Here is a 15027-nt window from a genome sequence, read left to right as displayed (position 1 = left end):
AAGGTGAAACGGCAGGCTCCATGCCTGTCGTCATAATGCCTGGACGCGTTATTCGCGGCGCCCAAAGATGTTTTCAAGTTGGTTAACGCCGTCTGGCGCCAGGTCGCGAATAATGTCCATAAAGTTAAGTTCTGACAGCCGCTGCACCCGTTCAATCATCAGCGGTGCGGGGTGGCTCGGTTCGTACTGCGCAAAATACTGCTTCGCTTTTTCCAGCATCAGCTGCGCGTCGGCGCGGCTGGTGACCTGCACGCTGCGCCAGTCGGTGACCGGCTGAGCGGGCTGCGCTGACGCCGACTGCTGCTCGGCCTGTGGTTCTGCCTGCGCCTCACGGCTCGGCAGCAGCTTGCTGATGTCGGTCACCTGACACGCGCTGGCGACCAGTCCGACGGTTTTCAGCAGCTGCTCCATCTCAGGCACGCCGCTTTCACCGAGATGCCCGGTGAGCAGCTCGCGAATCGCCAGCAGACGTTCGTTAATGACGATAACCGCGGCGGTTCCCGGCTGGTCGCCGCGGGCCAGTTCGTCAATCAGCCGTGGACGACCGCCGGGATAGTCCGGACATTCCGTCTTGCTGCCGTCCAGCAGGGCCTGAGCATCCCGGAGCGAAATTTCATCGCCGTTTGAACGCAGAAGCGAGGCGTTTCGCACGGCGACGGTGAGGTCGGATTTATCGCTCAGCCCTGCCAGGGCGTTAATGCGATAGAACGGATCGGTTTCGCCATACTCTTCCAGCAGCGGATAGAGCGTCTCCCAGTAACGGGCGATCGCCTCCTGCACCAGCAATAATCCGTCCGCGTAGCCCGCAAGCCCGCGGCGGCGCGTCCAGGCATGGGTTAACGCCAGCAGTACGCGAAGATCTTTGGTGCGGGTCAGCAGGCTGGTGGCGAATTTTTCTACCGTGTTCCAGTCAGCGGGCTCTGCCGGGATAATGGTGTCGCCAAACTGCTGTTCCGCTTTCCCAAGACTTGCCTGATTCATGATCTGGAAGTCGGCGTCGTACTCCAGGTTTTCGCCGCAGGGCTTTTCGGGGCTTATTGGCGCGAGAAATTCTTCGATATTCATAAGATCCCTGCTTATTCAAACATGGGCGGATAAAGACCGTGACGCCCCGGACGGGCGCCCCCTGCCGGGTCGAACAGCAGGGTGAAAAGCTGCCCGGTAAAGTTACCGCTGTGCACGTGGGTGTAGAGCGGGTAACCGTCGCAGCGGTTGGTCCACCAGTAGCTGGTCTGACGGAGCGGATCAAAACACTCCGCCGCCTGAGGCCAGCCCAGCGTGCTCTGGCCATCCTCGTCATAGCCAATTACATCAAGGATGTCGGAACGCTTTTGCGGCTCCACGGGCTGCGGTGCCGGAATGGTCATCAGCATCTCATCCAGCTGCGAGGCGGAAAAACTGTTGCGCACCGCGTGTAGCCCCAGGCGCCCAATCTGCTGGTACCAGCTTTCGGCCTGGCTGAGCAGGCTGGTCGACCACTCTGACGGAGCGAAGCTCTGCTGAAGGCAAACCGGGTACTGTCGGCCAACGCTGTCGCGGCCGGGCAGCAGACAGCCCATCTGGATCATCTGGCTGCCCAGCATAGGCGGTACCACATAATTCCAGACTGGCGCTTTCTGGAACTGGCGCTCGCCGCTGCGCTGTTCTTCCTGCTGCCAGGCCAGCAGACCGACCTGGAACCAGTGTGACCACTGGCGCTGTAAAGTGTCAGGAAAGCGACGCTGCAAAAAATCTCCGGCGCTGGGTAACTTGCCATACCAGCTGTAGCGGTTCATCGCAGGGGTATTCGTCATACGGCTGTCCTTGCGGTTATGGGCATGAGAAACGGGGAAGCTGGAACGGGTTACGTATGCTGTTAGGCGCAAACTCCAGCGTGACCTGATGTCCGTCGACGCTGAAGGTGGCCTGACGGCTCAGGCTACCCGCGCCCGGGCTGGTGCTCGCTTTATCGAAGAAGCGGTTGAGCGCCCAGGCGCCGTTGGTGACCAGCGTCGCCGTGCTGCCGTTAGCCAGCCCCAGCTGCATGCGGACCTGGTTGGTGCCGCCCGGCCCCGGCCAGTTCATGATCTGCACGGCCTGCGGACCGTGGCTGTAGCGCAGCAGCTGGCCGTCAACGTCCAGCGTCAGGTTCAGAATGGTGTTATCCATTCGCACGGTGCGAACCGTCACTTTAAAGGACGGCGTCGTGGCGCCATTAGCAAAGAAGGCGTCGCGAATCGACTGGGCCTGCTGGAACGGCCTCAGCAGCCCTTCACTTCCCGGCAGCGTTTTACCGTCGATGCCCGGCATAAAGCGCCAGTTTGCCTGCGTGGTATCCACTTTATTGGTCAGATTGTCGCGGAAGAAAGCGTCCATCAGCCCGGTTCCCGGCGCAAACATGCGCGCGAGATCGTCAGGGGTGACCTCGGTGCTGGCGCTGCGCACCAGCGGGTAGCGACCGGCAATCGCCTGACGGCAGAATCCACCCACCTCAACGTTAATCCGCTTACGCACGTTTTCCAGGTCACGGCGCTGGGTATCGCTGCTGGCGCCCACCGCCATATTGCTGAACATGGTTTGCAGACCGCCCGGCAGGCGACCGGCGCTGGCCTGCAGACGGCTGATCGCCTCGCCGCCCGGTGCCGGCATACCGCTGTTGGCCGCGTCCTGAACGGCGGTCAGGTAGCGATAGAGCTCATCCACCTGCTTGAGAAAATCATCAAACACGATGGTTTTCCCGCCCTTCTCCAGCGGCTGCGCCAGCTCAATCATCGGCGCATAGTGGTCGGTCACCAGCTGTTCCGGCGCCTGGGTGACCACGGCGGCCTGGGTCGGCGCAGCGTCATTGTTGCTGAACAGGGCTTCCAGCGTGCGGGTGGCGCGGTTGCTCTGCGCCTGCGCTTTACCCGCATCTTCGGGCGCTGGCGCATTGCGTGACAGCGTCAGGACCTGGCTCAGGTTCTGCACCAGACGGCGCAGCGGCGAGTTTGCGCCGGAGAGCAGGCGCGCGGTGTTGATGCGCTGGGAAAGATCGGCGCTGTTATTGAGCTGAATGTCAGCGAGAAAGCGATCCCAGTTAGCGATAAAGTCGCGCATGTAGAGCTGGCGCACGGCGTTATCGATCTGCTGTTTATCCTCCTGCGCCGTGGCGGCCCCCAGCACCCAGGCGTCGTCCTCGTGCAGGGCGGTGGTTACGCTGTCAATCTGGCCGTTAAAGCTTTTCCAGTAGCCGTCCGGCGTATACAGACCCGGTACGCCTTCGCTCACCGGCTTGCCGCTTTTGCGTGAAAACACCAGCTCGCTCTGCGGTCCGCCAAGGTCGGAAAGGGAGACCGGCTTCAGGTTGTCATCATGTTCCAGCAGGCGTTTGAGACGACCGTATACGCGCGTGGAGAGCGGCTGCTTATTGATCATCGCTCTTTCGCGGGCAACCAGAGATTCATCCTGCGCGTACGGCGAGGCCTGAATTTTCGGTTCCAGCAGCTGCGTCAGGTGCCATTCAAGCTGCTGCAGCTGCGCCTTCGTGACGTTCTGCGGCAGATTTCGCTGCAGATTGAGCATCACCCACGAATGCAGGAATTTGCCATCATAGCGCTTCGGCTGATACAGCATCTGATAGGCTTTCAGCGCTTCATAGCTGTATTCCACATCGCTGCCGTTGTCGTTGCGAAGCCAAGTAGTGATGTGCATGGCGACGGCTGGCAACAGCATCTGATCCAGCGCTTTCTGGTAAAGAGACTGCGCGGCATCGCTGACGTCATCCCCGCGATAGAGCCCCATACGGCGGGAAACTGGCGGATCGTTGACATCAAACGCGTCGCTTTTCGGCAGGTCGACCAGACCATTCAGCAGCGGCAGCAGATCGAACAGGTCACGCTGCGGCTGGTTCTGTAACGCCTTGCTCTGCTGGTCCAGCAGCGGCACCTTCGCATCCACCTCCGCCAGATAGGTTTTGTTTTTGGCATAGCTGGTCAGCCACAGACCGCCGAGGATCGCCAGCAGGGCCAGCAGCGCCGCGTAGCCGGACCAGATCACCGCCCGGTTGCGCAGCTCCCACCAGCGGTTTTCGCCCGCGATCCCGGCTTCCTGGAAGATGACGTTTTGCAGCAGGTTCTTAATGAAGAAACTCTGACCTTTAGCACCCGGGATAGGCGCTTCTTTGCTGACCGAATCCCAGTTATCCGCCTCCCCCCCTTCCGGCAGCGACAGCGCGCGGTTCAGTTCGCCCATCACGCGGTCGAACGGCATGCCTTCCTGAGTCCCGCTGGCGAAGTAGATCCCGCGCGGAGAGAACTCGGTTTCGAAGTTGGAGCGGGCAAAGACCGTGCTCAGGTAGTCCGCCAGCAGCGGACGCAGCGCGGCGAACTCCTGCGGGAAGAGATACGCCTCCGCGCGGGTTTTCGCGTCATGCTCTTTCAGCATGGTTTCCGGCAGCCCGGCATCGAGACGCTGCTGGAGCAGAGAAAACTCCTGCTGGAAGTTGCCCATCAGGTCGTAATCGGCGTGTTTGGTTTGCTCCCACGGCAGGGTAAAGCCCCAGATCTGTTCGCGCTGCGCTTTGTCGTAGTCGGCAAACCAGGCGCGGAAGCCTTTAAGCAGGTCGGCCTTGGTCACCATCACGTACACCGGGAAGCGGATACCCAGCTGTTCATGCAGCTCGGACAGACGCTGACGCAGGTTCACCGCCTGCTGACGGGACGCCTCGGCGGACTGGGTGAGCAGGTCAGAAATGCTGATGGTGATGATGACGCCGTTGATCGGCTGGCGGCGGCGATACTTACGCAGTAACCCCATGAACTCCAGCCATTCGCCGGCGTCCTGCACCTGCTCGCTTTCCTGGGTGGTATAGCGACCCGCCGTGTCCAGCAGCACCGCCTCATTGGTGAACCACCAGTCGCAGTTACGCGTGCCGCCAATGCCCCGCAGCGCGGTCTTACCGAAACGGTCGGCCAGCGGGAACTGCAGCCCGGAATTGACCAGCGCCGTGGTTTTACCGGAGCCCGGCGCGCCGATAATGACGTACCACGGCAGCTGATAGAGATATTGCGTGCTGAAGCGCTGCGTCCACTGGGCGCCCTGGCCCGCCTTGCTGAAGTGCGCTTTTTTCAGCATCTGCGCGGCTTCATCAAAGCGGCTGGCGAGGATCTGCTCCTCGCTGTTCAGTCGCTTCTGCGGATCCGCGGCTTCCGGGCTGGCGGTATTCTCTTTGAGCTTGTCCATCAGCTTGCGGTTCAGCCAGGCATTGTACAGGCGCGGCAGAATGTGGCCCTGCGCCCAGAGCAGATAGACCACGGCAATGCTGATAATACGGTTCTGTTCAGACTCAAGCGGTCGGGTGTCCACGATGGACAACAGAGGACCAATCATCCAGATCACCGCCGCAAGCGCCGTTACGCCGAGGAAGCTCCACAGAATGCGGTTGGTCAAAATGGAAAGAAGTGTAGTCAGCATCCTTAGTTTCCTTGCGGCAATCCGTTCAGCTCAGCCTGAGTGTTTTCAGGCGACACCAGCAGAGTAATTTCCACACGGCGGTTACGGGCGCGATTTTCAGGCGTCGTGTTCGGCGCCACCGGGTTGATCTCGCCCCGCCCTTCCGCTTTCACGCGGCCAGGCTGAGAGAGGTTTCCCTGCAGCATTTTCTGTACCGAGCGGGCGCGTTCCAGAGAGAGTTCATAGTTAGAGGCAAAGCGCGCGCTGCGGATCGGCACGTTGTCGCTGTAGCCCACCACCAGAATTTTGCCGCTGACGTTATTCATCGCCTGCGCGATGCGGTTGATGACCGGCTCATAGCGGTCACGCACGACGGTAGAGGCAGAGGCAAACAGCCCGTCGCCCTTCAGGATAACGACGCTGCGGTCCGCTTCGTCTTTCACCGCGACCAGGCCAGCCTCGATTTCAGGCTTCAGGAAGCCGCGCAGGTTCAGCACCGCCGGTAGCTGACGGGCCGGTTGCTGAATAGTGGTTTCCGGCAGCTGGGACTGATAAATCTTCGCCAGCACCGGGTTGGTGTTATCGCCAAGCCGCCAGTTAAGCACGATATAAAACAGGCAGGCGATAAACCCGGCCAGCGCCACGCAGGCCCACAGGGGAACCATCGGCCGCCAGAGCTTGCGCAGCACCGGACGATCTTCCGGATGGGGAGAAAGCGGCGGCGGATAGCTGCCGCGCACGCCGCGGATCATCTGCCACAGGCGCTGCTTGATGGTTTCAAGCTGGGTGCGGCCATTATCCAGCACCCGATAGCGTCCTTCGAAGCCAAGCAGCAGGCAGTAGTTGATCATCTCCAGCAGCAGAATATGCTCGCGCGGGTTCTGAGACAGGCGCGCCAGCAGCTGGAAGAACTTCTCGCCGCCCCAGGTTTCGTTGTGGAACGTCACCAGCAGACCGTTGCTTGACCAGACGCCGCTGCTGCCCCAGGGGGTGAGCGCGGCGGCCTCATCGAGCGCCGTACACAGGCAGTAACGTGCCCCAACGATCACTTCGTAGGGCAGCCCCGCCTGCTGGCAGCGGACTTCGAAACGGCGAATCTCATCGATCAGACGCTGGCGTAACGCCACCTGATCGTCATGGGAGACCGAATGACGGATCTGCGGAATCGCATTGAGCAGCGGATTGGCGGCCGCCACCAGCTGATTGTTGCTACTGGCTCCGGTAAACGCGGCATCACTGCCGGTGTCCTGTCGTTCCTGCATATTAAGCGCTCGCTTTATTATTCTGTCGGGCTACGGATGGCCCAAAACTCCATATCCAGCCCCGGGAATTCCCCTGCAAGATGCAGGGCAAATGCGCCGGACTTATCCATCTCGTGCCACAGCTCGCTTCCCTTCTCCAGTTCAAAGTAGCTGTAGCCTGCATGCCACGGGATCTGCGGCGGCGCGACCGGCATGGCGCGCAGCATAATGCCCGGCAGCTGAAGCTGAACCAGATCGCGGATTTTCGAGACCGGCGCGACCTTCATCTGCGCCGGGAAATGGGTTTGCAGGTGTTCGCCTGGCACGTTGGCTTTAACCGCCAGCACGAAGCCGAACTCACGCACCATGCTGGTTTCAGGCACCGTGGCGATGTTCAGGCCGTGGGAGCGTTCGTTAAGCGGCAGCTGGATCGCGTGGTCTTCCATCACCAGCGACAGCCCCTGACGCAGCATCAGCATCAGCTTGCTGAAGCAGTTTGCCAGATCGTCATGATCGTAAATCGGCAGCACGCTTTCGGCGGTACGCTGGGACGTCCAGGTGGCGAGCTCGGTCGCAAACGGCAGCCAACTGCGCCAGAGCGTTTCCGGATGCAGCAGCGGGAGGATTTTTAAATGTGAAACCTCGCCCAGATGACGGTTAACCAGCGACAGCAGCGTGAACTCAATCAGTTCGGAGGTATTAAAGCGGCCGGGCTGGCGTAAACGACCGCCAATCTGCTGGCTGCGCTGCACCAGCAGACCGTGCAGATCGTTGATCATGCTGTAGATCTGCGGGCTGTTGTTGGCGTTGAGCATCGGCGGGATGTAGCTGTTGTCGAGCCGCACGTGATTGTCGTTACGTTTCTCTGTCACAAACGCCACGCCGATGGCGGTCCATTCTGCCGTGAGGTCTTTTTCCAGCATCAGGGTCAGACGCAGACGACCAAACTGGACGGTGGCATCCCCCACCGACATGGCGTTGTCGTCTTCCACCTCTTGCTCGAAAGCGATGAAGCGCGCCAGCGAGGCCGGCTCTTCGCTAAAAATCACCTCTTCTCTCTCGCCACGACGAACCGGCAGCGCGAGCACCACCTTTTCGTTGGTGAGATTGTCAGGAATTTTCAGCGGCGCAGGGCCGTTGCGCCCGTTACGCACCTGGAAAAAGGTGCCGTCCGGCAGCAGGCCGCTGCAGTAGCTCAGGGCAATGCATCCCTGACGAAGCATCGCTTCATCCAGTTCAACGTCAAGAAAGCCCCAGAGATATGACCGCTGTAGCGCACCCCATTCACGAACATGGTTGAGCAGATAACTTTCAGTCCGCTGAAAATGGTGTGGACGCAGGAACATGCCTTCGGTCCAGACGACCTTTTCTGCTTTCGTCATGATGATGTGTTTCCTGTTTTGAAGCACGTTACTGGCTGATGACCCGAATGCCGTTCACGTCGAGAAAAACGTTGGCCTGAAGTTCATCAGCGGACCATTTCCAGAACTGGTAGATATGATTTTCGCCAGGCACAGGCAGAGGGAGTGAAACGCGCCATTTTTTGCCATCCAGCGCCTGATATTCCGCCATCACGCCGATGTAGCGGGCCTCCGGAGAGCTTTGCCCGCTGAGGGTTTTGGACAGCTGTCCCGGCATCAGGAAGAACACGTCGCTGTTCAGCAGATTCGCGCCAAGCGTGGCTGACGCGTTGTTCTGCAGGGAGTAGAAGTCGCTGGACATGAAATCCGCATCGGATTTCAGCAGCAGCACCCGGACCTTAAGCGGCGCAGATTCATTGATTTGTGGATGAGCCTGAAACTGCAGATTGTAGCGGGAGGGGTCGCTGTGTGAAGACGACGTACAACCACTGACCAGGGCGAAAATCACCGCGTAAAAGAATAACCACAGCTTATGAAAATTTTTATTATTCATAAAAATGCGCTCATGAAAGCCGTTTAGTTCAGGATCCAGGTACCGTTAGCGCTGTCTTTGCAGGCTTTGCTGTTGCCATCGACATCGACACAGGTCGCTTTTTTACGCGCCTTCGGACGAATGGCCTGCTTGCGCACGGCGGCGTCGTACTGATCTGCCTTGATCACGGCACGCATCGGGACGTAACCAATCAGCTGATCGTTACCTTCATCGGCAAGCGCCATCCAGTAGTGTTCAACCTGCCCCAGCACCACGTACGTTTTTCCGGTCTCAAGATTGCGGATAACTTTACCGCCGAAGTCAGGACGGCTCATCAGGGAGGCCGGATACATGGCACGATACGGCTCGTTAACCGGCGTGAATTCCGCTGGCGGCGTTACGGCGTGACGGTGGGTTAAGGTTACGCCGTTGACCTGGCTGGTCTCGATCGTATCGTCGTTGATCACAGGTTTCTGCGGCGCTTTACAGCCCGCCACCGCCATTACAAACAGAAGTGAAAACAGTACGCGCATTTTCATATGCTTTTCCGTAGCGATATTTCGATGATGAAGATAAGGGAGTGAAGTTTGACTTAAGTGCTATTGTTAAAATAGCCAGGATATTTTCGGGGCGTTACTATTTTAAGGGCATAGCTACCGCACGAGCCCTTCAGAATAAGGCCCAGCGTCTTCCTGACATATTTTGACAAACGGTAAACAAGTTTACATGAGCTTCGCATCAATTCAATATTTACCGTTACGTAACTGTTGGTAAATGAAGCAGCCGGTAGATTATAGGATTAATCCTAATAAAAAATCCTACATAGCCTAAATGGCGTTATCATTTCATCGTAAAACTACATAACATACTGTTTTACAAAGTAAAAATACAAAGAAGAACCACTTTCATTAACGCAATACCACTATTATCGCCACTACCATAATTAGTAGAATTGGCGTATTGGTGATGTCAGCAGAATAAATTGACGATGAATTATTTGTTGCACTAACAGGGCATCTTTAATATTTAATGCACATTACACCATGAATGTCCCTATTTCACTTATGCAGCGCGGCGTTAATTTTACGGCTCAAAATAACTTTATATTTCACGATGTGATAATTACCCTGTCAGGCATAAAATATAACCATTAATCATTAAGCCTGAGTTAACCTTCCCGTCATTGTCGCAAGCAAAAAATGCACACAATCCCCCGCCAGCTGCGAGCACTGTCTATTTCTATCGCTCATAGACTTCATTCGAAGTTTTACTGGTACTACATCCTTCCTTACGCACCCCCATCTATCTCGCCTACCGGGCAATAGATAATATTTATTATTAAAATGCTAAAAATTCGTTATAATTTCTTTAAATATTTACACATCATGCCGATAAGCAGCTGTAATAAAAGAATTTAAGATTAAGCACTTTTCCGCACCGCATGCGCGTCGTCATCCGGTCGTCATTGCTTTCGCTTATTGTCCCGTGCAGGGCTTTTATGGGTTTAGACGTGCGTGACCGAACAAATCAGGAGTGGGTATGAATAAGAAAAGACGCTCAGTGCCAGGTATCCGACACTATGACGGTCCTGCCGGTGGCTGGGGGGCATTAAAAGCGACGGCCATCGCGGTACGTACCCAAATGGATACCCTTGATGCCCCCGCCACGCTGCTGCGTACTAACCAGCCTGACGGTTTTGACTGCCCGGGCTGCGCGTGGCCCGATAAAGAACACAAATCGACGTTCCAGTTCTGCGAGAACGGTGCCAAAGCGGTGACCTGGGAAGCGACCAGCAAACGCGTTACCCCCGCGTTTCTGGCCGAAAACAGCGTCTCCTCGCTGCTGGCAAAATCGGACTTTGAACTGGAAGGCTACGGTCGACTGACGCATCCCCTGCGCTATGACCGGGCAAGCGATACCTTCCGGCCCGTCGACTGGGAAGAGGCGTTTCAACGCATCGGCGAAGTATTGCGCGGGCTCGAACCGGATCAGGTCGAGTTCTATACCTCCGGGCGAGCCTCCAACGAAGCGGCGTATCTGTTCCAGCTGTTCGCTCGCGAATACGGCACCAATAACTTCCCCGACTGCTCGAATATGTGCCACGAGGCCACCAGCGTCGGTTTGCCGCGTTCGATTGGCATCGGGAAAGGCACCGTCTCGCTGGACGACTTCGATAAGACCGAGCTGGTGATCTCCATCGGCCACAACCCCGGCACCAACCATCCGCGAATGATGGGGACTCTCCATGAGCTGGCCCGTCGCAACGTGCCGATTATCGTCTTTAACCCGCTGCGCGAACGCGCCCTCGAACGCTTCGCCGACCCGCAAAGCGTGATTGAAATGGCGACCTACGGCTCAACGGATATCGCCTCGACCTATTTCCAGGTGAAGGCCGGGGGCGATGCCGCCGCGCTGAAAGGCATTGCCAAACATCTGCTGGAAATGGAGGCCGAACGCGGTGACGTGCTCGACCATGCGTTTATTGCCGAACACACCCAGGGCATTGAGGACTTCACCGCCGATATCGCGCAAACCCGCTGGGACGAGATCGAGCGCGAGTCAGGCCTGAGCCAGGCAGCGCTCCAAAAGGTGGCCGAAGCCTATGCGAAATCAAATGCCACCATTATTACCTACGGGATGGGTATTACCCAGCACAATAAAGGTACTGCAAACGTCCGCCTGATCGCCGATCTGCTGCTGCTGCGCGGGAATATCGGCAAGCCCGGCGCGGGAATCTGCCCCCTGCGCGGCCACTCAAACGTTCAGGGGAACCGGACCGTCGGGATCAGCGAGAAGCCCACGCCGGCCTTCCTGAACCGTCTGAAGGACGTTTTCGGCTTTGAGCCGCCGTCTCACCACGGACACGATGCGGTGCAGGCCACGCAGGCGATGATCGACGGTCGTGCGAAAGCGCTCATCTGCCTCGGCGGTAATTTTGCCGTCGCGATGCCCGATCACGAGCGGGGCTTTCCGGCGATGGGTAACCTGGATTTGAGCGTGCACGTCGGCACCAAACTCAACCGCACCCATCTGCTGGTGGGTAAAGAGACCTTTATCTTTCCGTGTCTCGGCCGTACCGAACTGGATATCCAGGCCACTGGTCGTCAGTCCATTACCGTCGAAGACTCCATGTCGATGGTGCATGCCTCATCCGGCAAGCTGAAGCCCGCCTCACCGCTGCTTCGGTCAGAACCCGCTATCGTCGCGGGCATGGCGAAAGCCACGCTGCCGGAAACCCGCGTGGACTGGCTGACGCTGGTTGAGGATTACGACCGGATCCGCGATCTGATCGAGCAGACCATTCCGGGCTTTGAGAACTACAACGCGCGGATCCGCGTTCCCGGCGGCTTCCGTATGCCGCTGCCGCCGACGCAGCGTATCTGGCCAACGGCGACGGGGAAAGCGATGTTCTCGGTATTCGACGGCGTTCACGAGAACGCCAGCGGTGAAGGTGAGCACGTTCTGCGGCTCATCACGCTGCGCAGCCACGACCAGTACAACACCACCATTTACGCCCTGGACGACCGCTACCGCGGCGTGTTTGGCCGCCGCGACGTGCTGTTTATGAACGAAGACGATATGGCGCAGTCAGGTCTGGAACACGGCGACCGCGTGGATATCGAAACCGCCCTCCCCGGCAGCGTACAGCGTCTAAAAGACATTACCGTGGTGGCGTACAACATCGCGCCGGGCACCGTCGGCGCCTATTACCCGGAGGCCAACGTGCTGGTGCCGCTTGATTATCTGGATAAGGACAGCGGTACGCCGTCGTATAAATCCGTTCCGGTTCGCATCACCCTGCGCTCAAAAGAGATCCGCATGCTGTAAGGCTGCTCGCGCAGAGAATATGATGGATATTAAACAGTTAAAATATTTAATCGCACTCGACGAGACCCGGCACTTTGGTAAAGCGGCCTCGCAGTGCAACGTCACCCAGCCGACCCTCTCCATGCGCATCCGCAGCCTGGAAGAGGAGCTGGGGCTGGTGCTGATTGCGCGAGGACAGCGCTTTGAAGGGTTTACCCCGGAGGGTGAACGCATCCTCGCGTGGGCCCGCACCCTGCTGGCCGCGCACGACGGGTTACAGGCGGAAGCCGCGCTGTGCAAAGGCCTGGTGGTGGGGGAATTACGTCTGGGGATGGTGCCGCTGGCGAGCGTGGATCCGATGATTTTTATTCGCCTGCTGACGCAAAAATACCCGGAGCTGACCTATAGCCTCTATTCCATGTCCTCAGCGCAGATTGCCGACGGCGTCAGCCGCAACCAGCTTGAGCTGGGAATTTGCTACCTCAACAACATCGACACCAGTCTGTTTGACGTTATCCAGCTGCCGAAAACGAAGATGGGCCTGCTGCACGACGTCCGCCATTTTCAGCTCGACCAGGCAACGCTGACCTGGCACGATCTGACGGATTTTCCGCTGGGGTTCCTGACCAAAGGGATGCATTACCGGGCGCATATGGAGGCCAGCTTTAAATCTGCCGGCATCGAACCGACGTCCGTTTTCGAGAGTGACTCCACGTTCCAGATCATTCAGGCGGTTCAGAGCGGCGTGTGCTGCGCCGTCATGCCGCTGAACAACGGGCTGGAAGCACTGAACGGCAATTTCAGGATTGTCCCCATCGCAGATGCGAACATTGAGGCTCCTGTCGGCCTGATTATGCGCAGGCAGAAGCCCATCTCCTCGCTGGCGCTGCGCTGTTTTACCGACGCGCAGGAGATTTATCACGCGGACAATGAGGCGTAGGCCTCGCGCGTCACCACGCTAAAACCGCCGATCAGCACCGCGTCGCAAATCTCCCGATGTTCCGGTGAACTGACCAACTCGTGGAGCGCATCGCAGATGGCGTTAAGCGTTTCAGGTGAAGTGTTATGCGACGTTATCAGGGGCAGTCCCGGCGTAAGCGGGGTACGGTCAATGACTGCCAGCCCCGCAAGCCGTTCCGGCTCATGGCGCTGCAGCAGTGCCCAGGTTACGCAGTCGATGGCCGCGATATCCCCTGCTCCGCGTTTCACATCAATCAGCGACTGGCGATGGCTGCCGCTAAAGGACGTTTGCGCGAAAAACGGACCGTCAGCGGTCAGGGGAGCCACTTTTTTTCGCAGCGCATTGTAGCCGGACTGGGAATCCGGGGAGTTACAGACCGCACGACGTCCGCGAAAATCCGCCAGCGTCAGGTGCCGATCCTCCTCGCGCACCGCCAGAAAACTGCGGTACTGGATCCCGTCGCAGCCCGGTGCCGTATAGTGAAAACAGCCGACCACCTGCACGTCCGGGAGCTGCGTGACCAGCGGATAGCCGCAGGCCTGGCTGAGGATAAGCCCAGGCTGTTGCCAGTGGGTCAGCAGATCGGACTCCGGCCAGCCGGGGTCGCGATCGACGGACACACCGCGCGCGGCCAGCAGCCCCTTTACCGCCAGCCAGAGGGCGCGGGTGTCGGCGCGATCCACGGCATACATAGGAAACGCCAGCAGGTTACTCATACCCTTCCCCCTGTTGTTTTCCGGGGTGAACGGTGACGTCGACTGGTCTGACCCAGAACTGTCGCAGCCATTCACCATAGCCCCTGACGAGAAAACCGTGGTTTCTCTGCTGGTACGCCTCCCGGTTTTGCTGGTAGATCGCCTTCAGCCCGTACCAGGGAACGCCCGGCAGATCGTGATGGACTGAATGGTAGTTGAGATTCAAAAACAGCACCCGCCAGAATAACCCGGCCTCGTTAATAACGGAGCGCGCCAGCGGGTCGTCCGCCGCGCGATGTTCGAAAAACGACCGGATCTTGGTCAGCGCCAGCGCCGGATAGCTGACCGCCAGCACGAACCAGACCGGTGAAAAACCGGTATGCGTCATCCAGGCGAAGAGCGCCACCAGCAGCAAAACGTGAACCAGCCACATCGTCATTGCCCGCAGCTGAAGGTGACGAAACGCCGCCGCGGCGCTGCCCAGCGTCTGAAGGATATCCAGCAGCGGCGCCAGCATCAGCCGCCCGGCGAAGGTATTCCGGGCGCGGATCGCGCGTTTCTGCCACGGCGAAAAGCGCGCCCAGCTCTCGTCGGTAAAATAGTACGACTCCGGGTCATCCACCGGATGGGTCAGGCTATGGTGTCGATGATGGGCAAGATGGGAGTCCCGGTACAGGCCATACGGATACCAGACCGCCAGCGGGAGCGTGCCAAACAGCTGATTGAGCCAGGCAAAACGCGTGGGGTGTCCGTGGATCAGCTCATGCTGCAGGGACATGTACCAGGCGGTAAACCCGATCAGCAGCAGCGTGGCGGGCAGCAGGCCGAGCGTTTGCCAGAAGGTCAGCGTGGCAAACCAGCCGGCATAAATAGTGACGATCAACAGCCACGTGGGCAGTTCGCTTCGCCATAAAAAACCCGATGCAAGGTGACGGATTTGTTCGCGTTGTTGCGGATGTAAATAGAGGGAGCTTCGTTGACTCATTCCTTCAGACGCCGTTTCGCCAGAGATAATTCTCTG

The 15027-nt window shown here is 58.4% G+C and carries 11 protein-coding genes; 2 read left to right on the top strand and 9 right to left on the bottom strand.

Annotated features, from left to right (window positions below):
- Positions 1–48: 48 nt before the first annotated feature.
- Genes tssA through NQ230_RS09720 form a run of 7 tightly spaced genes read right to left on the bottom strand, consistent with a single transcriptional unit; the run spans position 49 to position 9082 of the window.
- Positions 49–1065, bottom strand: coding sequence for a type VI secretion system protein TssA (gene tssA, locus NQ230_RS09750; protein WP_121424102.1), 1017 nt, complete (start codon positions 1063–1065; stop codon positions 49–51).
- A gap of 11 nt (positions 1066–1076) precedes the next feature.
- On the bottom strand, positions 1077–1793 hold the full coding sequence (gene tagF / locus NQ230_RS09745; protein WP_257260949.1) for a type VI secretion system-associated protein TagF: 717 nt from the start codon (positions 1791–1793) through the stop codon (positions 1077–1079).
- A 16-nt stretch (positions 1794–1809) separates the two neighbouring features.
- Entirely contained in the window at positions 1810–5430 is a 3621-nt protein-coding gene (tssM, locus tag NQ230_RS09740) for a type VI secretion system membrane subunit TssM (protein WP_257260947.1), read from the bottom strand.
- A 2-nt stretch (positions 5431–5432) separates the two neighbouring features.
- The gene (locus NQ230_RS09735) at positions 5433–6671 is read right to left on the bottom strand and encodes a DotU family type VI secretion system protein (protein ID WP_257260946.1); all 1239 of its coding nucleotides are present in this window, start codon (positions 6669–6671) and stop codon (positions 5433–5435) included.
- Between the two features lie 17 nt (positions 6672–6688).
- Positions 6689–8032 (bottom strand): type VI secretion system baseplate subunit TssK, encoded by a 1344-nt coding sequence (tssK, locus tag NQ230_RS09730; RefSeq protein ID WP_257260944.1) that lies wholly within the window; start codon positions 8030–8032, stop codon positions 6689–6691.
- A 28-nt stretch (positions 8033–8060) separates the two neighbouring features.
- Complete coding sequence (gene tssJ, locus NQ230_RS09725; RefSeq protein WP_257260942.1) at positions 8061–8564, bottom strand: type VI secretion system lipoprotein TssJ; 504 nt, start codon at positions 8562–8564, stop codon at positions 8061–8063.
- A gap of 23 nt (positions 8565–8587) precedes the next feature.
- Complete coding sequence (locus NQ230_RS09720) at positions 8588–9082, bottom strand: hypothetical protein (protein WP_063143853.1); 495 nt, start codon at positions 9080–9082, stop codon at positions 8588–8590.
- A 1000-nt stretch (positions 9083–10082) separates the two neighbouring features.
- Between NQ230_RS09720 and NQ230_RS09715 the strand changes: the two genes are divergently transcribed.
- Together NQ230_RS09715 and NQ230_RS09710 are read left to right on the top strand one after the other, a co-directional pair.
- Positions 10083–12371: an FdhF/YdeP family oxidoreductase gene (locus NQ230_RS09715; RefSeq protein ID WP_257260941.1), complete on the top strand. Its 2289-nt coding sequence runs from the start codon at positions 10083–10085 to the stop codon at positions 12369–12371.
- 22 nt (positions 12372–12393) lie between these two features.
- Complete coding sequence (locus NQ230_RS09710; RefSeq protein ID WP_257261332.1) at positions 12394–13290, top strand: LysR family transcriptional regulator; 897 nt, start codon at positions 12394–12396, stop codon at positions 13288–13290.
- On the opposite strand, the gene NQ230_RS09705 is transcribed toward NQ230_RS09710, so the two are convergent.
- Both NQ230_RS09705 and NQ230_RS09700 read right to left on the bottom strand, forming a co-directional pair.
- The gene (locus tag NQ230_RS09705) at positions 13269–14027 is read right to left on the bottom strand and encodes a phosphate/phosphite/phosphonate ABC transporter substrate-binding protein (RefSeq protein ID WP_257260939.1); all 759 of its coding nucleotides are present in this window, start codon (positions 14025–14027) and stop codon (positions 13269–13271) included. The two genes, NQ230_RS09710 and NQ230_RS09705, sit on opposite strands and share 22 nt — an antisense overlap.
- Positions 14020–14991: a fatty acid desaturase gene (locus NQ230_RS09700; RefSeq protein WP_257260938.1), complete on the bottom strand. Its 972-nt coding sequence runs from the start codon at positions 14989–14991 to the stop codon at positions 14020–14022. The genes NQ230_RS09705 and NQ230_RS09700 overlap by 8 nt, the downstream gene beginning before the upstream one ends.
- Between the last annotated feature and the right edge of the window lie 36 nt (positions 14992–15027).

The organism is Enterobacter asburiae (assembly GCF_024599655.1).
Taxonomy (GTDB): domain Bacteria; phylum Pseudomonadota; class Gammaproteobacteria; order Enterobacterales; family Enterobacteriaceae; genus Enterobacter; species Enterobacter asburiae_D.
Note: the sequence above shows the minus strand (reverse complement) of the source record. Positions and strands in the feature narration are given on the sequence as shown.